22 protein-coding genes and 1 pseudogene are annotated in these 21458 nt (G+C 55.2%); 14 read left to right on the top strand and 9 right to left on the bottom strand.

Translation table 11 applies throughout. The features are described 5' to 3' along the window. The first annotated feature begins 120 nt into the window (after positions 1 to 120). The gene (locus GCU45_RS20695; protein ID WP_152403228.1) at positions 121 to 360 is read left to right on the top strand and encodes an alpha/beta-type small acid-soluble spore protein; all 240 of its coding nucleotides are present in this window, start codon (positions 121 to 123) and stop codon (positions 358 to 360) included. Positions 361 to 629: 269 nt separating this feature from the next. On the opposite strand, the gene GCU45_RS20690 is transcribed toward GCU45_RS20695, so the two are convergent. The 3 genes from GCU45_RS20690 to GCU45_RS20680 form a co-directional block, all read right to left on the bottom strand. Further along, a complete protein-coding gene (locus GCU45_RS20690) occupies positions 630 to 1037 on the bottom strand; it encodes an O-methyltransferase (RefSeq protein WP_076175130.1) in 408 nt (135 codons plus the stop codon). A 366-nt stretch (positions 1038 to 1403) separates the two neighbouring features. Next, positions 1404 to 2342, bottom strand: a complete 939-nt coding sequence (locus GCU45_RS20685; protein ID WP_152400202.1) for an anti-sigma factor — start codon at positions 2340 to 2342, stop codon at positions 1404 to 1406. Further along, complete coding sequence (locus GCU45_RS20680; RefSeq protein ID WP_076175134.1) at positions 2308 to 2928, bottom strand: RNA polymerase sigma factor; 621 nt, start codon at positions 2926 to 2928, stop codon at positions 2308 to 2310. The genes GCU45_RS20685 and GCU45_RS20680 overlap by 35 nt, the downstream gene beginning before the upstream one ends. A 258-nt stretch (positions 2929 to 3186) precedes the next feature. On the opposite strand from GCU45_RS20680, the gene GCU45_RS20675 reads away from it, so the two are divergent. The 3 genes and pseudogenes from GCU45_RS20675 (at position 3187) to GCU45_RS20665 (ending at position 6414) form a co-directional block, all read left to right on the top strand. Beyond that, positions 3187 to 4350, top strand: coding sequence for a COG1470 family protein (locus tag GCU45_RS20675; RefSeq protein WP_152400200.1), 1164 nt, complete (start codon positions 3187 to 3189; stop codon positions 4348 to 4350). 59 nt (positions 4351 to 4409) lie between these two features. Then, positions 4410 to 5363 (top strand): annotated as a pseudogene (locus GCU45_RS20670) (ABC transporter ATP-binding protein); the annotation flags it as partial. Continuing rightward, on the top strand, positions 5329 to 6414 hold the full coding sequence (locus GCU45_RS20665) for an ABC transporter permease (protein ID WP_425281207.1): 1086 nt from the start codon (positions 5329 to 5331) through the stop codon (positions 6412 to 6414). The pseudogene GCU45_RS20670 and the gene GCU45_RS20665, both read left to right, overlap by 35 nt. 240 nt (positions 6415 to 6654) lie before the next feature. Here the strand turns inward: GCU45_RS20665 and GCU45_RS20660 are convergent, their stop codons facing one another. Beyond that, the gene (locus tag GCU45_RS20660) at positions 6655 to 8454 is read right to left on the bottom strand and encodes a M3 family oligoendopeptidase (RefSeq protein ID WP_152400194.1); all 1800 of its coding nucleotides are present in this window, start codon (positions 8452 to 8454) and stop codon (positions 6655 to 6657) included. A gap of 136 nt (positions 8455 to 8590) precedes the next feature. Here GCU45_RS20660 and GCU45_RS20655 point away from each other — a divergent pair, with 136 nt between their 5' ends. Both GCU45_RS20655 and GCU45_RS20650 read left to right on the top strand, forming a co-directional pair. Then, positions 8591 to 8761 (top strand): YycC family protein, encoded by a 171-nt coding sequence (locus GCU45_RS20655; RefSeq protein ID WP_076175142.1) that lies wholly within the window; start codon positions 8591 to 8593, stop codon positions 8759 to 8761. Further along, entirely contained in the window at positions 8758 to 8988 is a 231-nt protein-coding gene (locus GCU45_RS20650) for a hypothetical protein (protein WP_076175144.1), read from the top strand. Before GCU45_RS20655 ends, GCU45_RS20650 begins: the two co-directional genes overlap by 4 nt. A gap of 82 nt (positions 8989 to 9070) precedes the next feature. Here GCU45_RS20650 and GCU45_RS20645 read toward each other — a convergent pair whose 3' ends face one another. Further along, positions 9071 to 9772 carry a DUF2225 domain-containing protein gene (locus tag GCU45_RS20645; RefSeq protein ID WP_208837059.1) on the bottom strand — a complete coding sequence of 234 codons (702 nt, stop codon included), beginning with the start codon at positions 9770 to 9772 and terminating at the stop codon, positions 9071 to 9073. 563 nt (positions 9773 to 10335) lie between these two features. Between GCU45_RS20645 and ylbJ the strand changes: the two genes are divergently transcribed. Both ylbJ and GCU45_RS20635 read left to right on the top strand, forming a co-directional pair. Then, positions 10336 to 11568, top strand: coding sequence for a sporulation integral membrane protein YlbJ (ylbJ, locus tag GCU45_RS20640; protein WP_152400190.1), 1233 nt, complete (start codon positions 10336 to 10338; stop codon positions 11566 to 11568). Between the two features lie 83 nt (positions 11569 to 11651). Then, positions 11652 to 12455 carry an NAD kinase gene (locus GCU45_RS20635; protein WP_076175238.1) on the top strand — a complete coding sequence of 268 codons (804 nt, stop codon included), beginning with the start codon at positions 11652 to 11654 and terminating at the stop codon, positions 12453 to 12455. Positions 12456 to 12507: 52 nt separating this feature from the next. Here the strand turns inward: GCU45_RS20635 and GCU45_RS20630 are convergent, their stop codons facing one another. Then, a complete protein-coding gene (locus tag GCU45_RS20630) occupies positions 12508 to 12819 on the bottom strand; it encodes a YutD family protein (RefSeq protein ID WP_076175150.1) in 312 nt (103 codons plus the stop codon). Between the two features lie 45 nt (positions 12820 to 12864). After that, entirely contained in the window at positions 12865 to 13746 is an 882-nt protein-coding gene (gene lipA / locus GCU45_RS20625) for a lipoyl synthase (protein WP_234489770.1), read from the bottom strand. A gap of 187 nt (positions 13747 to 13933) precedes the next feature. On the opposite strand from lipA, the gene GCU45_RS20620 reads away from it, so the two are divergent. Next, positions 13934 to 15025 carry a M23 family metallopeptidase gene (locus tag GCU45_RS20620; RefSeq protein ID WP_145946605.1) on the top strand — a complete coding sequence of 364 codons (1092 nt, stop codon included), beginning with the start codon at positions 13934 to 13936 and terminating at the stop codon, positions 15023 to 15025. Between the two features lie 48 nt (positions 15026 to 15073). Here GCU45_RS20620 and yunB read toward each other — a convergent pair whose 3' ends face one another. Further along, positions 15074 to 15913: a sporulation protein YunB gene (gene yunB / locus GCU45_RS20615; RefSeq protein ID WP_145137179.1), complete on the bottom strand. Its 840-nt coding sequence runs from the start codon at positions 15911 to 15913 to the stop codon at positions 15074 to 15076. Between the two features lie 247 nt (positions 15914 to 16160). On the opposite strand from yunB, the gene GCU45_RS20610 reads away from it, so the two are divergent. From GCU45_RS20610 to GCU45_RS20590, 5 genes are all read left to right on the top strand, one after another. Beyond that, positions 16161 to 16856, top strand: a complete 696-nt coding sequence (locus GCU45_RS20610) for a sigma-70 family RNA polymerase sigma factor (protein ID WP_152400189.1) — start codon at positions 16161 to 16163, stop codon at positions 16854 to 16856. Positions 16857 to 16886: 30 nt separating this feature from the next. Further along, positions 16887 to 17480 (top strand): ATP-dependent Clp endopeptidase proteolytic subunit ClpP, encoded by a 594-nt coding sequence (gene clpP / locus GCU45_RS20605; RefSeq protein WP_280117416.1) that lies wholly within the window; start codon positions 16887 to 16889, stop codon positions 17478 to 17480. 327 nt (positions 17481 to 17807) lie between these two features. Beyond that, positions 17808 to 18482 carry a GntR family transcriptional regulator gene (locus GCU45_RS20600; RefSeq protein ID WP_152400185.1) on the top strand — a complete coding sequence of 225 codons (675 nt, stop codon included), beginning with the start codon at positions 17808 to 17810 and terminating at the stop codon, positions 18480 to 18482. Between the two features lie 121 nt (positions 18483 to 18603). Then, positions 18604 to 19704 carry a mannonate dehydratase gene (gene uxuA, locus GCU45_RS20595; protein ID WP_152400183.1) on the top strand — a complete coding sequence of 367 codons (1101 nt, stop codon included), beginning with the start codon at positions 18604 to 18606 and terminating at the stop codon, positions 19702 to 19704. After that, positions 19688 to 20542 (top strand): SDR family oxidoreductase, encoded by an 855-nt coding sequence (locus tag GCU45_RS20590; protein ID WP_152400181.1) that lies wholly within the window; start codon positions 19688 to 19690, stop codon positions 20540 to 20542. Before uxuA ends, GCU45_RS20590 begins: the two co-directional genes overlap by 17 nt. Positions 20543 to 20620: 78 nt before the next feature. Here GCU45_RS20590 and GCU45_RS20585 read toward each other — a convergent pair whose 3' ends face one another. Next, positions 20621 to 21418: a TrmH family RNA methyltransferase gene (locus GCU45_RS20585; protein ID WP_152400180.1), complete on the bottom strand. Its 798-nt coding sequence runs from the start codon at positions 21416 to 21418 to the stop codon at positions 20621 to 20623. Positions 21419 to 21458 lie beyond the last annotated feature (40 nt).

Raw genomic sequence — 21458 nt, 5'->3', positions numbered from 1 at the left:
TGCGGCCCTTTTTGCGATATCCTCTATTTACCAATTTATATCTCCCTTCTTGCTGCATGTTTTCAAATCTTTCGCACCATAATAACACCATAAAGTTCAAAGGAGGTGACAAACATGGGTATGGGTCAAGGTCAAAACCAAGGACGCGGAAACCGCTCGAACAACCTGGTGGTTCCACAAGCTAACGCTGCTCTTCAACAACTGAAACTTGAAGCTGCACAAGAGCTTGGCGTTCAAATGCCACAAGACGGATACATGGGCAACTACACTTCCCGTGAGACTGGTTCTTTGGGAGGTTACATCACAAAACGTCTGGTACAACTGGCAGAGCAGCAATTATCGGGTCGTTCCGGCCAATAATCTGCATTTGTATACGTTGATATCATGATGCCGGGCCCGGCGCGAGCCGTCCCCGCCTACAAAAGGCAGCCTCTGGATTATTCCAAGGGCTGCCTTTTTCTAATTATCGAATTTATAAAATTTTCAGCGGAGCTAACCAGTCAATCATCGCAAGAAAAACTTCCGCTAAGCCTGGTCTGTCTTCTGTGCTAATCAAACTATTCGGATATTCATGGATAAAGTCATACTACAAAAGCAAGAAGGGATGATAAAAATAAGTCCACGACGAACTACGACAATTCTGTTACTGTTTCAGGATATGTATGTCTCGGATACCGGATCATCAGGTTAGCCATGTTATAGTTGGATTCCAAGATGGCATCCACCGCAATGAGCCCCTGCCGGATCGTAAATTCGTAGCTGATTTCACCGTGAGTCCAGTGGCGCTTGTATTTTAAACTTTCTAAAGCCATGAGACGAAAAGACGAGTACTGTACTGGAGTCAGTCCGGAATCCTGGGAATGAATTTCCCCGTTCCGTCCTTCCAGCGGATGATGCCGGATACCAAATTTACCAATGACATTATTTCGTATTTGCACAAACACCGTGCCGGATGATAGTCCTGACAGCTCTTCTTCCAGTTCCTTAAACACTAAATCCAATTGCCTTGCCAAAGATAACTGCTCGGTTTTGATCATCTTTTTCCCCCTCTCCAAAATTCGCCAAAACTCATAGGGCTTATGACTCATTATAAGACAGCATGTAGTATCATACAACAACATCAAACATAATTGGGTAATAATTCCTATTATTTTCGTTAAAGCAATTTTATTTTCGGCAACAAATCGCTATATTTCTGGTTATTTTGACAAAATGTGATTTCCCCAAGGATATTCCAAGAAGTGCGCGAAAAACCACGAATCCACTCCAATGAACGCTACCCCAAATCCAATTCGATGATCCCGTCACCCTAAAAACAGTCGGCTTAAAGCGACTATCCCGGGCTAACGCGAAACCTGAAAAGAAAAAAAGCCCGAGGGCATTTGAGATCCCCCAGGCTGGCGCTACTCCCTGTTATCATCGACAGACACCCTTAGTGCTTCGGGTCCGGTCGGAACCCGGCTTCCGCCCTTAGGTTCCAGACTGATCACAATTTGGTCCGGGTCCATGTTCCCGTATCCGTAATAATAACCTTTACCCTCGGCCATACCCGTCATCAGCATTCCCATACTGACCGACCGCTGCTCATGCTGCAGCCATACCTGGTAAGCCTTTTCCTCCGGTGGCTGAAGGCCTTCGATCACGATCAGCATCTCACCCGAATCCCGGTCGATCCACACGCCGCCTGATCCGTGGAGCGGCGGAAGCGGCGGAATCCGGTACTGATCGTAATTGGCCGACTGCATCACAGCGATTTTGGATGTAAAGGCTTGATCGATAGAATCGGCGGACGGCATCTCCCGATGCTTGAAGGAAAACAGTCCTGCAACGACGCAGCCCGCAACAACCGCTGCCGCTGCGGCAGGTACAAGGTAACGCCGCCGGCGGACAAATCCTTTTTCCAGGGAACGGAGCCGGGCCAGAAGCCGCATTTTGCGGCCAAGACGGGCGGAAGGGCCAGGAGCTGCGGAAGAGGCCGCGAACGGGTCAGCTACGTCGCTGGAGGCCTGCCAATCCGCCTCTGATGCGGTTTTCTCTTCGGTACCCACAGCCCGTATCGGCGACTCGGGCAGCGGCGTGCTCAACGCTGCAGCGGTTGGCTGGCTCTCCAAAGACGAGGCTGGCTCGCTCATTACCGGGCCGACCAGCTCAACGGATTGCATCACCGTCTCCCACTCGGCAAGGCGCTCCCTGCAGTGGGGACAGGCGGCGGTATGCTCCTCGACGAGGAGACGCTCCGGCTCTTCCAGCTGTTTCATCGCGTAATCGACCAGCTTTTCCTCGGGCAGCTCCGCACAGCCTTCAGGATTATTGCTCCCATTTTCCCGAATGGACAACCGCATGCGGTTCACCTCCCTCGCCGGCCTGTGTAACCTGGCCCTGCTCCAGTCTGCTGCGCAAATTCCGGATGCCGTAGCGGATCAGCGACTTCACAGTTCCGACCGGCTTCTGCATCTTCTCAGCCAGCTCGCGGTGCGTCAGCTCCATCATATAGCTCCCGTAGAGCGCCATTCGCTGCATGGGCGGGATGCTGCGCAGCGCCGCCCTCACCTGCTCCTGATCCAGATGCCGGAACGCTTCGAGCTCCGCCGATTCCAACGTCCGCTGCCAGCGCATAACGGCCGACTCTTCCTGTGTCCGCTGCAGGGCGGCCATCCGCTGCTTTTGCCGGAGGCGGTCCATCGCCCTGCTTCGGACACGAACCGCCAGCCACGCTTCCACACTGCCCCTTTCGGGATCGTAGTGCCCCGCTTTTTCCATCACTTCGATAAAAATTTCCTGACAGACATCTTCCGCTTCCACCCGGTCCTTCATCCAGTATTCCGCAAGCCGGTAAACCATCGGAGCAAACGCATCATAGAACCGGTCGAAAGCCGGAGCCGAGCCCTCTGCAATTTCCTTCAACCACGCTTCAGGACGGTCCTGCATGATGGAGTATCCCCCCTTATTCTCTTCATTCCCTTGATCCGGCCTGCCCCCTGCACCCAGGGTCCCGAAGAGAGCGCTGGCCGCCATTTTTACAGCAACATTCTAGCAAAAGAATTTGGCGTTCGGACTCCCCTCTTCCGTGATTTTATCCCTTTTTAAGCAAATTTTTATCTTCTTTTAATCTTCCGGTAAATCCGGTGGCGGCCCTTCATTCGTATTCCAGATGATCACCAACACACTTGAGGAGGGTTCTGTTTCATGACACGTTTCTTGAGGATCATCACACATGCCGGCCTGGCGCTGATGCTCTGCATCGGTTTCCTGATTGCCAGCACGGGAAGTCCGGTTCATGCAGCCGGAGGTCTGACGCTGTACACTACCTACACTTCCATTTCCGTGCCTCCCGGAGAATCACTGAATTACAGCGTGGAGCTGAAAAACAACTCCGGCAGCGTCATTACAGCCCCGATATCCGTTACCGATCTGCCCGAAGGCTGGACGGCCAAAATTTCGGGCGGCGGCTGGGACCTGAACGAAATTTCGGTCATGCCGGATTCATCGCAAACGATCTCCCTGGACGTGACGGTTCCGATGCAAATCGACAAGGGAACCTATCGCTTTACGCTGTCGGCGGGCAGCCTCGCGTCTCTACCACTTTCGGTCAACATTACGGAAAAGGGCACGTATCAAACCGAACTGACGACCGATCAGGCCAACCTGGAGGGACACTCCGACGCGACCTTTACCTATTCGGTGAACCTGTCCAACCGCACCGCCGAAAAGCAGACGTATGCGTTAACCGCCCAGGCTGAGAAGGGATGGGACGTAACATTTACGGCCGACAGCAAACAGGTCTCTTCTGTCGAAGTGGACCCGGGGGCTGACAAATCCATTACCGTTGATGTAAAGCCGGCTGAAAACGTGACGCAGGGTACCTTTAAAATACCGATCCGCGCTTCCAACCAGACGACGAATTCCGAGCTGGAGCTCGAAGCCGTCATTACCGGCAAGTACAGCATGGAACTGACGACGCCAAGCGGATTGTTAAGCACCGACATTAAGGCAGGTGGAGATAAAACCGTAGAGCTGCTGGTCAAAAATACCGGTACCGCCGACCTGACCAACATTAACTTCACCTCCACGGCGCCAACCAACTGGGAAGTCAGCTTTAATCCCAAAACGGTTGATAAGCTCGCCGCCGGCAAGTCCACCACGGTGGAAGCCAAATTGACCGCAAGCGACAAAGCCATCGCCGGGGACTATGTGACCGATATTACCGCTCAGGCCGCGGAATCTTCATCCAACGCCTCTTTCCGGGTCGCCGTCAAAGGCTCCGTCCTATGGGGCTGGATCGGCGTGCTGATCATCCTGCTCATTTTGGGCGGCATCTATGTACTCATTCGTAAATACGGGAGGAGATAACGTTGGCGGAGACAGTCATCGACATTCAGCAGTTGACCAAAAGCTACGGCACCCATAAAGCCGTGGACCATCTGTCCCTTCAAATCCGCCGCGGGGAAATCTTCGGCCTGCTCGGCCCAAACGGCGCAGGCAAATCGACCACCATTCTGATGCTTCTTGGCCTGAGCGAACCGGACGGCGGAAGCATCAACGTGCTGGGACTGGATCCGACGCGGCGGCCGATTGAAGTCAAACGCCGCGTCGGTTACCTGCCGGACGACGTCGGTTTTTACGAAGACTGGACCGGCCTCGAGAACTTAAAGCTGACCGCCCGCCTTAACGGCATTTCCGACAAAGAGGCGGAGGATCGTTCGCTCTATCTGCTGAAGGAGGTAGGGCTGCAGGATGCCGCCCATAAGAAGGCCGGGAATTACTCCCGCGGTATGCGGCAGCGGCTTGGACTCGCGGACGTCCTGATCAAGCGGCCGGAAATCATCATCCTCGATGAGCCGACGCTCGGCATCGACCCCAAAGGGATCGATGAGCTCCTCGGCCTGATCCACGGCCTCAGCCGGGACCAGGGCTTGACGGTGCTCCTCTCCTCGCACCAGCTTCACCAGGTACAGCAAATCTGCGACCGCGTCGGTCTGTTCGTCAGCGGCAGGCTGCTGGCCGAAGGAAACCTGGAGACGCTGTCCCGCGTCCTGCTGACCGACACGCCGCTCTTGATCACCGCCGAGGTGAACCGGGCGGATGATGAGCTGCTGGCTGACCTTCAGAGCGTGGAAGGGGTCAGCTCTGTCCGGATCGCGAGCGGGGATCAGGACTCGATGAGACCGGTGGAGGACCGGACGCGCCTGGAGATCGGCGTCAACGCCGACTGCAGTCCGGAGATCGCCCGGACGGTCGTCGCGTCGGGAGCGGCCCTTTACGGGCTGCAGCGCAAGGAATACGGCCTGGATGAAATCTACCGGCGATATTTTGCGGGAGGTGAGGAACTTGGAAGCAAGCGTTCTAAAAGAGCAGCTAAATAAAGCCTGGGACACGGTCCGCTCCCCATTTAAGGACGGCATCGGCCGGCTGCGGGGCACTGTTCCCTCCGACCGGGAGCGGTTCAGCCGGGCGAATACGAACCCGGCGGCATTCCGTGTCCTGGTGCGCAAGGAGATTTCCGATCATGTCCGGAGCTGGCGCTTCCTGCTGCTCCTGGCGATCATCTTCCTGACTTGCGTCGCCTCGCTGTATACGGCGCTGAACAGCCTGCAGGACGCTATCAAATCCACGGACGGCTACAGCGATTTCGTCATCCTGAAGCTGTTCACCACCTCCGACGGCACCCTGCCGTCGTTTATCGGATTCATCGGCTTCCTGGGCCCGCTGCTTGGCATCGGCCTCGGCTTCGACGCCGTCAACAGCGAGCGGAACAAAGGCACCCTGAGCCGCATCATGGCGCAGCCGATTCACCGTGACGATTTGCTGAATGCCAAATTTATCGCATCGCTCACCATCATCGGCTTCATGTTTCTCTCCCTCGGGCTACTCGTTCTGGCCCTCGGTTTTCTGATCGTAGGACTGCCGCCGTCATTCGAGGAGCTGCTGAGAATCCTCAGCTTCCTGGTCGTCACGATCGTCTATATCGGATTCTGGCTGAACTTATCCATCCTGTTCTCGGTTAAGTTCCGCCAGCCTGCCACATCGGCGCTGTCGGGCATCGCCGTCTGGCTATTCTTCAGCTTCTTTTACGATATGATCCTGAATTTGATCTCCTCGGGCCTTGCGCCTAACAGTGACACGGCTTCGGTGGACGACATGGTCCACCATGTCAGCTTTATGCTCGGGCTGAGCCGGATTTCACCGTATACGCTGTTCAATGAGGCGACCTCGACGCTGCTGATGCCGACGGTGCGTACACTGGGTCCGCTCACGACGGAGCAGGCCTACGGCGCGATTGACAGCCCGCTCCCCTTCGGGCAGAGCCTGCTGCTGATCTGGCCGCAGGTCACCGGGCTGATCGCCCTGACGCTGGTCTGCTTTGCGATCTCGTACGTCATGTTCCTGCGTCAGGAAATCCGCGGACGTTCCTAACCTATGCCCCGCTTGATGCACTTTGCGGAGGGCGGGCATCTGACAAAGCGATTCCATGTTGCTATCCAGTCCCACAAGAGTGCATTTAGCGGTCGTCTTCTTGCGATGCGATATAACAAGTCTGTGTCTCCCAAGCTAATGTATCATCAAAAAAGCAGTCCCTTTGAGGCGTAATGAACCCCTAGGGACTGCTTTTTGTGTGGTGTGATCTATTCCACTTATCCGAACCGTCCGTCTGGATTACACCAGATGGTCGGTCATGGCCAGGAACTGCTTGACATCCTCTGCCGTCAGATCCGCCGCGCTCTGCCAGAAATCGCGGCCCGTCAGGTCGGCATTCAGGTGCTTCTTGGCCAGCTCCTCCACCGTCATGACGCCGGTATCGCGCAGCAGGGCGTCGTACTTATCGGCAAAGCCTGCGCCTTCCTGCAGCGCGCGTGCGTAGATGCCCGTGCTGAACATGTAGCCGAAAGTATACGGGAAGTTATAGAACGGCACACCCGTAATATAAAAATGCAGCTTCGACGCCCAGAAATGCGGATGGTAAGACGACAGGGCGTCGCAGTACGCTTCCTTCTGCGCTTCTTCCATCAGCGTGTTCAGCTCCTGAACACTGAGCAGACCGCTCTTCCGTTTCTCATAGAACCGGGTCTCGAACAGGAAGCGCGCATGGATGTTCATGTAGAATGCGACGCTCCGCTGGATTTTGTCTTCAAGCAGCGCCAGCTGCTCCTGCTCATCAGCAGCCGATTTTACCATCGCGTCCGATACGATCATCTCCGCGAAGGTAGAAGCCGTCTCCGCAACATTCATTGCATACCGCTGGTTCAAGATCGGCAGCTCGTTCATCAGGTGCTGGTGATAGCCGTGTCCGAGCTCATGCGCCAGCGTCGAGACGTTCGAAGCGGTTCCGCTAAACGTCATGAAGATCCGCGTCTCCTTGCTGAGCTTCAGCGAGGTGCAGAAGCCGCCTGGACGCTTGCCCGGCCGGTCTTCCGCCTCGATCCAAGACTTGTCGAAGGCCATCTCGGCAAAGTCGGCCAGGCGCGGGCTGAACTTGCGGAACTGCTCCACGATCGTTTCCGCCGCTTCCTGGTAAGAAATCTTGCCCGTGGATTTGCTGATCGGCGCTTCTACATCCACCCAGCTCAGACGGTCCTGGCCGAGCAGCTTGGCCTTGCGCTCCATATACTGCAGCAGCATCTGCTTGTTGTCCTGAATGACATTCCACATGGCATCCAGCGTCTCACGCGACATGCGGTTGATTTCAAGCGGCTCCTTCAGCACTTCGTCCCAGCCGCGGCGTCCGTACAGCTTCAGGCGGAATCCGCCGAGGTGATTCAGCGTATCCCCGCAGAAGTCGGCTTTGTCCGACCATGCCTGTTCCCACTTCACGAACATCGACTCGCGGGTCTCCTTGTCCGGACTGTCCAGCTTATTGGCCGCCTGTCCAGCCGACAGCGACACGGTCTCGCCGTTTTCCTCAAACGGAATTTGAATATGGCTGACGATCGTATCATACATGCTGCTCCAGCCATGATAACCGTCGATGGCCAAATCGAGCGCGAGGCTCTCCATGTCCGGGCTCATCATTTCGCGGGCTTGATCGCGGCTCTCACTAAGGACGAAGGCCAGCTGCCGCACCTGATCCCGGCCGATCCACTGCGCGAACGTCTCGTCATCGGTCGAGCGGAGAATGTGGTCAAAGTCGGTCATGATTCCACTAATGAGCGCCCGAAGGGTCGCCAGGCGGCCGCCCAGCTGAACGGCCTTCTTATCCTGCTGGTTCTGTGCCTGCAGGCAGCTGACGAACGCGCTGGCTTCGGAGAAGCGGGCAATAGTGCCCTGCAGCGCTTCAATAAACCCGTCAAACGACTCGGTCTCTTTTGGGCTCGCCGGCGCCTTGGCTGCCTTGATTTCGCCCTGAAGGCTCTTCAGGTCCTGCTCCAGGGAGTGAAGGAAGGTATCGAACTCGGCGGAAGCGGAGCCGCCTGGAAATACGGATTCAAGATTCCAAGTTAATTTCAGGTCTTTGTTCATGTTCGAATCACCTTTCTCATCATCATTTTTATTTTATTTGATTGGCCTCATGGTAAGGTGTATAACTATAAAGACGAAACCCTTATGTTTCTGCCCGGCAAAACAGGCTTATTCATACAGAGGAGGGATACTCACCATGAGACCATTGCAAATTTCACCGGAGACCGCCGTGAAACTATCCGAGAAGCTGGGGGTTCCCCTGGAACACCTGATGCACATGCCGCAGCATATCCTGCTGCAGAAGCTGGCGGAGCTCGCCAAGGAAGAAGCCGGCAAGCAGGACGGCGATGAAGGAACCAAATCATGATTCCGTTCTCCAGAACCTGGCCTTACGACAAAGTGATGGGCGATATCTATGTACATGAATGTCCGTTCTGCGGAACGAACAATGTGAGGCTGCCCCTTAAGCCGGCTGAGCTTCGCAGCATTCATGAAGGAAAGAAAAAGCTGCTCGTCTTTCCCTGCTGCAACAACAGACTCCATATCATTGACACGGACAACGATTATTTGCTGTTCGACCAGGATATTCGCTGATCGAACCGGCTGATCTGCTCCGGAAAGAAAACACGCAAAGGCATACCGTGATGGACACGGTCTCCTTGGCGTGTTTTTACGTTCAGGCGGGATTCATCTCGCCCGGCAGCTCCATTCGCTTGTCCAGCATCTCTTGCCGCAGCACGCCCCACTGCTCGCGTGAAGCGTGAATCATGGCTGAATCCACGATATGTTTATCATTGATGACTCTGGAGAACCACTTGACCGCCTGATGGAAATCGCCTGTCCGGCGGTTCAGTTCCCCAATCAAATAAAGCAAGCGCGCGTTGTTCGCTCCTACGCCTTCCAGCTCATACACCCGGATATAAGAATCCAGGCAGTATTTCAGAAAGCGCTGCTCCTGCTCCTCGTCGCCCTTATACCGGTAGAGCCAGGCAATATGGTGCAGAAGGCTTGCGATAATCCGATCCTTCTCTCCGATCGTCTGCGCGCACAGCAAGGCGAGCTTGTAGGTCTCAAGCGCAATTTCCCAATCCCGGTGTCCGCTGTAGTCCCGCTCGATCCAGCGCTTGCCGATTTTCTCGGCAAACTGCTTTTTCTGCACATCGCTCAGCCGTTCCGTTGAATGCTCCGTAGACGCAAAACCGCACTTCGGGCATACCCTGACCACATAATAGTCGGGATTCTCGTTGTTATAATAAGCACAAAAATCCGCATCCGTACGCACGGCCTTCTTAAAGCTCGGACGCACCCGTGACGTGGAAAATTGATGCTCGCAATTACAGCATACTACATTAATGGAGTAAAGAGGTTCCAATGCCACATCCATACATTCCTTTCATGCCCAGTGTCCTCATCGCTGCTTGTCTCTTTCTGGGCCTTCCAACGCTGCTTACTCGAATGAATCATCAACATGCAAAGTACATATGATTTCCATTATATCAAAAACCAAAAACAAAATAACCCCACAATGTGGGCTCTGAGCTTAAAGCAGGGTCGCAGATCCTCTGCATTTGCCTGGCGGAAGGACAAGTCCCAATGCACAAAAAAAGGCGCTAAACGTAAGTTTAGCACCTTAGGACATCTTCAGTAACTGCTCCAATCCTCTTCGCCGGGATGGACCAGTGATTCGCGAATGACATACACGAAGGCGCAGACAAGGAGACCGGCGACAATACTCATGTTCTCATCACTCCATCCATATATTTTAAACTTGAAATGAAGTTAGTTGTTGTACTGTATATTTTACCATATCTCCACCAAAAATACAGCATTTATTGTAAACGCTTTCCCAACTTTTTTGTACTGTTTGTCCGATGACATTCATAAAATCTAGGAACATAGGTGTGATTCTCATGTCCCATATTCGGAAGGGAGGCTGCGAATTTGTCCGTAAAAAGGCTGGGTTTACCGCTCATGATTGCGTCTATGGCCGGATTGTTAGTGCTGATGCTGTGTTACCCCGGCCCTTATTTGGAATCTGCCCTGCGGGGCTTGGCCATTTGGTGGGACGTCCTGTTTCCGTCGTTATTTCCCTTCTTCATCATTTCCGAAATGATGCTGGGCTTCGGCATCGTTCACTTGTTCGGCACGCTGCTCGATCCGCTGATGAAGCCGTTGTTCCGCATTCCCGGAAGCGGAGGATTCGTAGCCGCGATGGGGTATGTGTCAGGCTATCCCATCGGGGCCAAGCTGACGGCCAAGCTGTGGGAACAGAAAATGCTCAACCGGGAGGAAGGCGAGCGGCTGGTGGCCTTTACAACCTCTTCTGACCCGATATTTCTGATCGGCGCCGTATCGGTCGGTTTTTTTCATTATCCCAAAATCGCGACCATTCTGGCGCTTTCCCATTACGGCGGCGGTTTTCTGATCGGCCTCCTCATGCGTTTCCATGGCAAACGGGGCTCGGTGACCGAAATTCCGGCTTCCGGAGCCCCGGTTCGCGGCAGCCGGCTGCGGCGGGCGTTCAACGCCATGCATGAAGCCAGAATGAACGACGGCCGAAGCGTGGGCGAGCTGCTCCAGCAGGCGGTCGAATCTTCGCTGAAGCTTATTATTGTCGTGGGCGGACTGGTTGTATTCTTCTCGGTATTTTTAGAGATACTTACCGAAGCGGGGGTAATGGCGTTCTTCTATCGTCTGCTGGAAAATGGCCTGACGGCGCTCCAGTTCCCTCCATCCCTCTCGGAAGCGCTCGTTGGAGGCTTATTTGAGGTTACCCTGGGCGCCCGTTCGGCGGGTGAAGCCGCCTCCTCCGTTCCGCTGCCCTTTAAGGCAGCTGCAGCGGCCTTTATCCTGTCTTGGGGAGGGCTCTCCGTGCATGCCCAGATCGCGAGCATTCTGCACGCCACCAATCTGCGCTATTTGCCGTTCATGATGGCGCGCTTGATCCATGGTTTTGTGGCTGCTTTCCTCGTTTTGTTTTTATGGGAACCAGTGATGGGACGTTATACCGATGCGCCTGTCTTCGCAAGCCAAAACTTCGGCTTTCTGGCCTCGGCCCAAGGCATCCGGGACTGCCTCGTCCTGTTGTGCATCCTGCTGGCCGGGATGACGGTGCTCTCCCTTCTGATCAGCTGGATTCAATCCTTGTGGCGCGGCGTTCGCCGGACCTCCTGATCACGGAACATGAAATGGACGTTGTGTTATCCTCGGATATTGTTTATGATTCTTATAAACCCATTACAAAGGAGCTTACACCCTTGAGATACTATGTTCTGGATCGCGGGGATCAGTTATCCGTGGATTTAAGCGAGCAGTTCCATAAGCTTGCGGCGCAACGGGGATTTCAGCTGGATGCCGAATCACCAGAGATTGTCATTTCCATCGGCGGGGACGGCACCATGCTTCATGCCTTTCATACGTTTATTGACCATATTCCTGACATTGCCTTCGTAGGGGTTCACACCGGACATCTGGGATTCTATGCGGACTGGAAAGCGGACGAGCTGCCGCAGCTGATCGAACTGATGAGCTCTGCGGCCAATTCGGGCTCCATTCGTCCGCGAATCGTCAAATATCCGCTGCTTGAACTTGAAATTCATAGAAAATCGGGCAACGCTTCCTATATCGCCTTGAACGAGTTCACTCTGAAAGGCGTCGACGGAACGGTAGTGGCCCAGGTGGACATCAACGACCAAACCTTTGAAATGTTCCGCGGCGACGGGATCTGCGTCTCCACGCCATCCGGAAGCACGGCATATAATAAAAGTCTTGGAGGCGCCATGGTGCACCCGACTATCGAGGCGCTGCAGATCGCGGAGATCGCCTCGATCAATAACCGCGTCTTCCGGACGATGGGATCGCCCCTTCTGCTGCCCAAGCACCATCACTGCGACATTTTCTCCCGCAAAGAGCAGCGGCTCTTACTCTACATCGATCATGTCAACCTGCAGGTGGACGACCTCATCTCGGTTCGCTGCCAGGTCGCCAAGGAGAAGGTCAGCTTTGCGAGATACCGCCCGTTCCCGTTCTGGAACCGGGTGCGGGAAGCATTTTTGGGATAGATCAGCATCAAGACTTTATGTGCATGACAAATTGCATAACAAAAAGCGGCTCCTATACGGAACCGCTTTTTGTTTTCTCTTTGGGCTGCGACTCCCGGCTCTTCTGCAGTACAAAGTACGCGCAGCCGAAGTTGCAGTATTCGTTAATGTAATCCATCATACCGGAAATGGCTGTGTCTTTGGTTGCTTTGGGATGCTTATCCCGGTAAAACCCTTTAAGCCGGAGCTGACTGTAGCCCCAATCGCCGACAATATAGTCGTAGCGGTCCAGCACTTCACTGTATCGTTCACGAAAGGCTTCAAGGTTCCAACCGTCTTTATGATCTTTAAGCACCTCATAATTTTTTCCGCCGATCAGAATCAATGAACTACCCCTGCCTTTCTGCCTGAGGTTATCGTATAATGGCGCCTATTTATGCTGCGCAGCGGATTGTACCTGCTCATGGGCATGGTAGGAGCTGCGCACAAGCGGTCCGGATTCCACGTGGCTGAATCCCCGCTTCATGCCTTCTTCCTTCAGAGCGGCAAACTCATCCGGATGATAATATTTAACCACATTTAAATGCTGCGGAGAAGGCTGCAAATATTGCCCGATTGTCATAATGTTGCAATCCACGGCGCGAAGGTCGTCCATCGCCTGCAAAATTTCATCCCATTCTTCGCCGACTCCCAGCATGATGCTGGACTTCGTCGGAATGTTCGGCTGCATTTCCTTCGCTCTGCGCAGCAGCTCCAGGGAGCGGTCATACTTCGCTTTGGCGCGCACACGATTCGACATGCGTTCCACCGTTTCAATGTTATGGTTCAAAATATCCGGCTTCGCGTCCATTACGGTCTTCAGGGCGTCCCAATTGCCCATAAAGTCCGGAATCAGCACCTCCACGCTGCACAGCGGCAGACGCTTGCGGACAGCCTTGATCGACTCTGCGAAAATAGACGCACCTCCGTCGGACAGATCGTCCCGGGCCACACTGGTGATGACGCAGTGGCGTAGACCCATGTTCTCCGCCGCTTCAGCGACACGTTCCGGTTCCTGGAGATCCAGCTCCGTCGGTTTTCCTGTATTTACTGCACAAAAACGGCAGGCCCGCGTACAAATATCGCCGAGAATCATAAACGTGGCGGTACGATTGGCCCAGCACTCATATATGTTAGGGCAACGTGCTTCTTCACATACCGTGTGAAGGGTCTTAGAGCGCATCATGCTCTTGATTTCCTGGTAATTGTCACCGGTTGTCAGTTTGATGCGAATCCAATCCGGCTTTGGCTCCTTGATGGTATTCGTAGGCAATGTTCTGACCTTCTTTCGCTATCATGGTTAGCTGCTGCATGTTCCATATTATATCATGAAATCGGCCAAAATACTTCCATTTCCAAGCACGGATAAATTCGAGGTTCTTGATTCACTCTAAGGCTATGTCGGTCCAGTCCGAATATTGAGCGAGGACTGCATCAAACTGGCAGGAGGTAGAGAACCGATGAAATACATTGTTCCGCACACACGGTGGCTCAAACGTTCGCTGACAGGTGTACTCGCATCGGCGCTGCTGCTGGGCTGCTTTCACCTTCCCGGCAAGGTGGACGCGGAGCCGGCGGCTCCGGAGCCCAACCAAGCCGCCAAGTCGCTGGACCAGCTGAGCCGGACAGAAATCCTGGAGTCCAGAAAGGCACTCTATGCGAAGATCAGCAAGGCCACCAACATCCCTTGGTACAGAATTGCCGCGATCGACCAGTACGAACGGACCTTGACCAAAGCCCATCCAAAGGATCGCAAGCACCCGGAGCGCCTCACCGGCATCCTCATTACGGAACCGGCCTGGTCGGGAGTGTTCAATCCGGAATTGAACGATCATAACCCGCGGTCCATTTCCATCTTCGACGGATACGGCCGCGACGGCTCCGGCGACGGGCGGGCAGATCCCGACAACGACCTTGACGTGCTGTACAGCATGGCGGATTATTTGCAGCGGTACGGCAAATCACAGGAAGATTTCAACATCGCGATGTGGGAATATTACCATAACAGCCGCTCGGTTCAACGGATCGAACAATTCTCCAAGCTGTATGAAAAATTCGGCACGCTGGATTTATCAGGGCATGCCTTCCCTCTCCCCATCAGCAATAGCTACTCGTACCGGAGCACCTGGGGAAGCGGGCGGAGCTGGGGAGGTTACCGGATCCATGAAGGCACGGACATCTTTGCGAACTACGGCGTTCCCGTACGAAGCACCTGCTATGGCGTAGTTGAGCTCAAGGGGTGGAACCCGTTCGGCGGTTGGCGCATCGGCATCCGGGATTTGGACAACCATTACCATTACTACGCTCATCTGCAAGGGTTTGAAAAGTCCATCAAACAGGGAGATATCGTCACACCAGGGCAAACGATCGGCTGGGTCGGCAGCTCCGGCTACGGGAAACCCGGCACGCAAGGTAAATTCCCTCCGCATCTGCACTACGGCATCTACCGTGACAGCGGCCTGGTCGAATGGTCGTTCGACCCTTATCCATCCCTCCGGCGCTGGGAAATGGAAGAGCGCAAAGCGCTGAAACAGAAAAAGGGATCCTCCTGAACCGCGTGTTCGGGAGGTCCCTTTTTTTTATGGCTATACTGGGGCCGTTTAGTGCTTCCCTGCCTCCCCCGTTACCCCGCTCGTCGAATCCGTTGTTCCGGGGTTTTCCCCTCCCGGATGGATGCTGGGCGGGTTTCCTGCCGCCGGGCTTCCGCCTTGCTGGCTTTGCGCTCCGGCTCCGGGCAGCGCGATGCTTGGCGCCGCGGCCCCGTTTTCCCCGACCGGCGTGCCCTTACTGTCGTAATAATACATCGGAACGTTGCCGACGACCATCAGGTAGGAGACCGGGATTTCCGTATCGACGATTTCCGGCTCCATGTCGAACGGCACGACGACTCCCACTTCGACCGTTACATGAATGTAAATCTCCACGAGCACCATATTAATCCCCGCATCTTTTTCTCTCGTTTTCAGATCTACCTTGACCGCACCTTGAGGCTCGACCCGAATCGGAATATTGGGGCCGAAGGATGCAATGATTGGGCTGCCGAGCGCCTGGCCCAGCGGAATGCTCTCGGCCAGCTTATGTTTGTCCTCCAGCGTGGACTGAACCACCTTAAAGGTGCTGGAGGTAATTTTCATATGCTCTGCGTAATTCAGCATAAAGCCGGACACTTTGCCGGACGTATCCATTTTCCAATCGATCAGGTCATCCGCGTTCTCGCCCTCCGCCACCTGCGCAGCCACCGCTTCGTTAATGGCGTCGGTTGCAATCTGCTTCATGCGGATTTTGGCCAGGTACATGATGGGCGGTTTCAGATGATTTTCGACATAGGCGAAGCCCTGGAGCATAAGAATGAGAAAAACCAATGCACCGATCAGCCATACCCTCCGCCGGCTCCGGGGCCTGCTCGCCCCTCTGCTGCGCCATCTGGCCCTTCTTTTCATGCCGGAACCCCTCCTTCGAAGCCGTAGGTTACCTTATCAGCATATGCCCGGGCTTGGCAAAAAAGAAGAGCAAGCCCCACTCCTGCCAGGGAGCAGCCACTTTCGTATTTTGTTATACTGGTATCAATATTGGAGAAAGATCGTTATCCCCTTGTAACATAATATTTTTAAAAAATGAGCATCCCGTATCCTTTTCCCCCTGTTCAAACGTTATCTCTATAGAGGCCTCTACAGGAGTGTGATTAACATGTTAATCCGTCAATCCCATGGCACCGGATATCATCGCGAGGATATTTCGGAGCTGTACCCAAGTTTGAAAAAATTCTGCCTGAGCGTCACCCGCAACCGCTGGGATGCCGAAGATTTGGCACATGACACCATCGATAAAACGCTGCGCTTCTGCCTGAAAGACCCGTCATCTCCGCGGCAGCCCAGCTTGCCGCTTATGATGACCATTGCCCGCAACCATTGGATCGATCTCGTCCGTAAAAGGTCGCGTGAGTCGGCCGAACCGATGGTTGAGCCGCAATCAACCGATCACCCGATCGATACGCTTCTGTCCGGGCTCGACACCTTGATGGAGAAGCTGACGCCAAAGCAGCTGCTGGTGTTCGTGCTGAAGGACGTGTTTGAGAGCCGGGTGTCGGATATCGCCAGCATGCTGGAACTGAATGAAACGACAGTCAAATCACTGCTGCACAGGGCGCGCCGCAACATCAGCGGAGACACCGGCGAAGCCATTTCACCGGACCCGCACTGGAAGGACGTCGAGCAGGAGGAGTTTCGCCATATCCTGCTGACCGCCATCCGGCAGGAGAAGCCTGAGCTGCTCCAGCGGCTAATGGAAGCTCTGCAGCCGGTAACGGACCAGGCCCCAGTGGTCGGTTTCGGCCGGACTCGGATGTCCTCTGGAACGGGTATGTCCCTGCGCTGTGCGGCGTAGATCCTTGTGCCTTCCCATATAAAGGAGGCCATGAACATGAACACGATTCCTTACGTTGTGGAACAAAGCCGGCTTGGCGAGCGTTCCTATGATATTTATTCGCGCCTTTTGAAGGACCGGATTATTTTTCTCGGTTCCGAAGTGAATGACGTGGTGGCCAACAGCATCATCGCACAGCTGCTGTTCCTGGCCGCCGACGATCCGGAGAAGGATATATCCCTGTATATCAACAGCCCGGGGGGCTCTACCTCGGCAGGCTATGCCATTTTGGACACAATGGACTACATCAAGCCGAAGGTCACCACGATCTGCATGGGTATTGCCGCATCCATGGGTGCGGTGCTCTTCCTTGCCGGGGAAAAGGGCATGCGTTATGCCCTCCCCAACAGCGAGTTCATGCTGCATCAGCCGCTCGGCGGTGCCCAAGGTCCCGCAGCCGATATCGATATCACGGCGCGCCGGATTTTGAAGCTGCGAAGCAAGATCAACGATTTTATCGCGGAGAGAACCGGACAGCCGCTGGAACGCATTGAGAAGGATACCAATCGCGACTTCTTCCTCACCGCCCAGGAAGCGCTGGAATACGGCATCGTGGACCGGATCATTACGCAGCCGGTAAAATAATCGAACACTGTAAGCCCGGAAAAACTGCGGCTATCCGAACTACCACCATGTACACAGAAGATTCATGCCCGCACGATCGTTGCAGCGCTCTGCCAGATTAAAAAGCCGACGGACTTGTCCGCCGGCTTTTTTCTGTCCTGAACCTGGCTCTCAACCCTGTGGGCCCTTTTCCATGACGGGTTTTCAGAGCTTGTAGAACCTGCCGAATCCTATTGGCCTGCATTTTATTGGCTTTTCATTCAAATATCCAGGTCGTTCAGCTGCAAATTTTCATTTCGTCTGCCATACTTGTATGGTAGTATGGAAGTGTCAGGAGGTATCCATGAAATGGATGAAACTCTGCTCCAATCCGGTTCAGCCGGAAATCTCGTGTACCAACAGCTCAAGCAGCAAATTGTCAGTCTGGAGCTTCCCCCGGGTACGGCCCTGTCCGAGAAAGAAACGTCCCTGACCTTCCACGTCAGCCGGACGCCGGTTCGGGAGAGCTTCGTACGCCTGGCCCAGGAAGGCCTGCTGCTGGTGCTGCCTCAAAGGGGAACCCGTGTCTCGCTGATCGATCCGGACATGGTGGAGGAAGCCCGGTTCATGCGTGAGCAGCTGGAGAAGGCCGTCGTCCGTCTCGCCTGCGAGTCCTTTCCCGCAGACAAGCTGCAGGAGATGGAGAACAATCTCGTGATGCAGCAGGAGAGCATGAAGCAGCTTGACGGCAAGCGAATGTTTGAGCTCGACGAGGCTTTTCACCGAATCCTGTTTGAGGGCGTCCGGAAAATGGGCACATGGAACGTCATTCAGCAGATGAACGCGCATCTGAACCGCACCCGCGTGTTATGGCTGTCGTTGGATCCGCACTGGGGGAACCTGTTTGAGCAGCATCGGGAAATGATCCAAGCCATCCGCAGCCGGAATGCGGACCTCGCCGAACGGATCATGAAGGAGCATCTAACCCTCAGCATTTCGAACCTCCCGGTCCTGAAACAGCGCTACCCGGAATATTTCAAGTAAGTCATGCTGGCCTGTGTAGCAAGGCCGCCGGAGCATGCCATACCGGTACCGGCAATGGTGCCGATGAAATGGCAGCAGCTTCTTTCTGCAAAACAACATAATGACAAGGCGGTGTATGGGATTGCGTATGGTATTCCGTTGGTTCGGCGAAGGCAATGACACGGTTTCGCTGGATCATATCAAACAAATTCCCGGTGTCGAAGGGATCGTGTGGGCGCTTCATGACGTCCCGGCCGGAGACGAATGGCCGATGGAGAAGATCATCGCTGTTCGGGATCAAGCTGCAGCACATAACCTTCATATTGACGTGGTGGAAAGCGTTAACGTCCACGAGGATATTAAGCTGGGCCTGCCGACCCGGGACAAGTATATCGACAATTACGTCAAAACGATCGAAAAGCTGGCGCAGGTCGGCGTGAAAGTGATTTGTTACAACTTTATGCCGGTGTTCGACTGGGCCCGGACGGAACTCTACAAGCGGCTGGAGGACGGCTCAACGGCACTCTTTTTTGAAAAATCCAAAATCCACGGCATTGACCCGTTTGACCTTGTACAGACGATCAACCAGAACAGCTCCCTGACGATGCCCGGCTGGGAACCCGAACGTCTTGCGCATCTGACCTCCCTGTTTGAGGCCTATCGGAATGTGACGTCAGAGGACCTATGGGACCATCTCGCCTATTTCCTGGAGGCAGTCATTCCAACCGCGGAGCGCTGCGGCATTACGATGGCCATCCACCCGGACGATCCGCCATGGCCGATTTTCGGGCTGCCGCGTATTATTACCGGCCAGGACAGCCTGCGGCGCCTGCTCTCCCTTGTGGACAGCCCGTCCAATGGCATTACGCTGTGCAGCGGCTCCCTTGGGGCCAATCCGGACAACGACATCATCGCCATGATCCATGAGTTTGCGAACCGGATTCCTTTTGCCCATATCCGCAATGTGCGCGTGTATGAGAACGGCGACTTTATCGAGACTTCGCACCGGACGCAGGACGGCACCGTCGATATCGCGGGCATCGTCAAGGCATATCATGACACCGGCTTTACCGGTTATGCCCGCCCGGACCACGGCAGACATTTATGGGGCGAGCAGTGCCGGCCGGGATACGGCCTGTATGACCGCGCCATGGGTATTATGTATCTCTGGGGGCTGTGGGACGCCTACCAGAAGCTTCAACCTACCGCAGAAAAGAGGGATACGCATGAAAGCATTGCCTAACCACCCTGCCCTGCACGGAAAAACAGCCGTTGTCACCGGCGGGTCCGGGGTTCTCTGCAGCGCGATGGCGCTGGAGCTCGGACGCCAAGGGGTGAACGTCGCGATTTTGAATCGGACGGCGGAAAAGGGCGAAGCCGTTGCCCGGCAAATCCGCGAGGCGGGCGGTCAGGCGCTTGCCGTGGCCTGCGACGTGATGGAGCCCGGCAGCGTGCAGGCGGCGGAGCGCCAGGTCCGCGAGGCCTTCGGCCCGTGCGACATCCTGATTAATGGAGCGGGCGGAAATCATCCCAGTGCTAATACGACGGAAGAGATCTATAAGCCGGAGCACCTTGGACAGCCAGGGATCACGACGTTTTTTGATCTCAGCATCCAGGGATTCCAGAACGTGCTCGGCCTCAATATGATCGGCACCCTCATTCCGACCCAGGTCTTTGCCGGGCAGATGATCGGCCGTCCCGGCGCGGTTGTGCTGAACATATCCTCCATGAGCGCACCGAGTCCTATGACCAAGGTGCCCGCATACAGCGCAGCCAAAGCAGCGATTAACAACTTTACTCAGTGGCTGGCGGTTCACCTTGCCGAATCGGGCATCCGGGTCAACGCCATTGCCCCCGGCTTTTTCCTGACAGAACAGAACCGAAAACTGCTGACGAACGAGGACGGGTCCCTGACCGAACGTTCCCATAAAATCATCAGCCACACACCGATGCGCCGGTTCGGCGTTCCAGAAGACCTGCTGGGTACCCTGCTCTGGCTGGTGGACGACACCACCTCGGGCTTTGTCACCGGCACGGTGGTGCCCGTTGACGGCGGATTTATGGCCTATTCGGGCGTGTAACGCAACGCAAAAAAGGCAGCTCCGCATCGCACACCGATCGGAATTGCCTTTTATTTTGATATTCACGAGCAGGCAGGTTCAAGCAAAATGCCGCTGCCGCATCGCCTCGAACAGCATCAGCGTCGAAGCCATCGCCACGTTCAGCGACTCGGCCTGTCCCCGCATCGGTATGATGAGCGCGTCATCCACCAGCTGCTGCGCCTGCTCCGATACCCCTTTGGCTTCGTTGCCGACGAGCAGCCAGCAGGAGCCCTGCCGGAAATCGTAGCTGTAGCACGTGTCCTGCGCCTGCAGGCTGGTGCTGATCACCCGCGCGCCGCTCCGCTTCGCCTCCGGCAGGATCTCCATCAAATCACCCTCCACCACGGGTAAATGGAACAGCGACCCCATGGTCGAGCGGATCGTCTTCGGATTGTACAGGTCGGCCGACCCGCGCCCCAGAATGACCCCGTCCGCCCCCGCCGCATCGGCACTGCGGATGATCGTCCCGACATTGCCGGGGTCCTGCACGCCGTCCAGGATGATGACCAGGCTGCTTTCCCGGCTCATCAGGGCGTCAAGCCCTGCCGCGGACTTGGGCTTCCGGGCAACGGCAAAAACCGGCTGCGGCGTTTTGGTATCCGTACACTTCGCGATTACCGCAGGCGATACGCCGACCCACTCCGCAGATTCCCCGCCAGCCAGGTGGGCAAGCTCGGACGGAACCCCCTGCTCCAGGTCAAAAGCGACGCACTCCAGGTCTGCCCCGGCCGTCAGCGCCTCCTGCACGAGATGAATGCCCTCGATGATATATTTATGCTGCTTGTCCCGGTGCTTCTTCTCGAGCAGCTGTGCCCATTCCTTGACCCGGGGATTTTGCGGTGAAATGATGTCCATCCTTAACCGTCCTTCTCATGATTCATCTTCAAACTGCTCC

This window comes from Paenibacillus cellulositrophicus (assembly GCF_009363095.1).
Lineage (GTDB): Bacteria > Bacillota > Bacilli > Paenibacillales > Paenibacillaceae > Paenibacillus_AQ > Paenibacillus_AQ favisporus.
The sequence above is the reverse complement of the archived record's forward strand: the minus strand, read 5'-3'. Positions and strand labels throughout refer to the sequence as shown.

What these genes read in the sequence shown, in the direction of transcription:
- GCU45_RS20695 (WP_152403228.1), top strand. Translation starts at nt 121, where the DNA reads ATGGGTCAAGGTCAAAACCAAGGACGCGGAAACCGCTCGAACAACCTG.
- GCU45_RS20690 (WP_076175130.1), bottom strand. Translation starts at nt 1,037, where the DNA reads ATGATCAAAACCGAGCAGTTATCTTTGGCAAGGCAATTGGATTTAGTG.
- GCU45_RS20685 (WP_152400202.1), bottom strand. Translation starts at nt 2,342, where the DNA reads ATGCGGTTGTCCATTCGGGAAAATGGGAGCAATAATCCTGAAGGCTGT.
- GCU45_RS20680 (WP_076175134.1), bottom strand. Translation starts at nt 2,928, where the DNA reads ATGCAGGACCGTCCTGAAGCGTGGTTGAAGGAAATTGCAGAGGGCTCG.
- GCU45_RS20675 (WP_152400200.1), top strand. Translation starts at nt 3,187, where the DNA reads ATGACACGTTTCTTGAGGATCATCACACATGCCGGCCTGGCGCTGATG.
- GCU45_RS20660 (WP_152400194.1), bottom strand. Translation starts at nt 8,454, where the DNA reads ATGAACAAAGACCTGAAATTAACTTGGAATCTTGAATCCGTATTTCCA.
- GCU45_RS20655 (WP_076175142.1), top strand. Translation starts at nt 8,591, where the DNA reads ATGAGACCATTGCAAATTTCACCGGAGACCGCCGTGAAACTATCCGAG.
- GCU45_RS20650 (WP_076175144.1), top strand. Translation starts at nt 8,758, where the DNA reads ATGATTCCGTTCTCCAGAACCTGGCCTTACGACAAAGTGATGGGCGAT.
- GCU45_RS20620 (WP_145946605.1), top strand. Translation starts at nt 13,934, where the DNA reads ATGAAATACATTGTTCCGCACACACGGTGGCTCAAACGTTCGCTGACA.
- yunB (WP_145137179.1), bottom strand. Translation starts at nt 15,913, where the DNA reads ATGAAAAGAAGGGCCAGATGGCGCAGCAGAGGGGCGAGCAGGCCCCGG.
- GCU45_RS20610 (WP_152400189.1), top strand. Translation starts at nt 16,161, where the DNA reads ATGTTAATCCGTCAATCCCATGGCACCGGATATCATCGCGAGGATATT.
- clpP (WP_280117416.1), top strand. Translation starts at nt 16,887, where the DNA reads ATGAACATGAACACGATTCCTTACGTTGTGGAACAAAGCCGGCTTGGC.
- GCU45_RS20600 (WP_152400185.1), top strand. Translation starts at nt 17,808, where the DNA reads ATGGATGAAACTCTGCTCCAATCCGGTTCAGCCGGAAATCTCGTGTAC.
- GCU45_RS20590 (WP_152400181.1), top strand. Translation starts at nt 19,688, where the DNA reads ATGAAAGCATTGCCTAACCACCCTGCCCTGCACGGAAAAACAGCCGTT.
- GCU45_RS20585 (WP_152400180.1), bottom strand. Translation starts at nt 21,418, where the DNA reads ATGGACATCATTTCACCGCAAAATCCCCGGGTCAAGGAATGGGCACAG.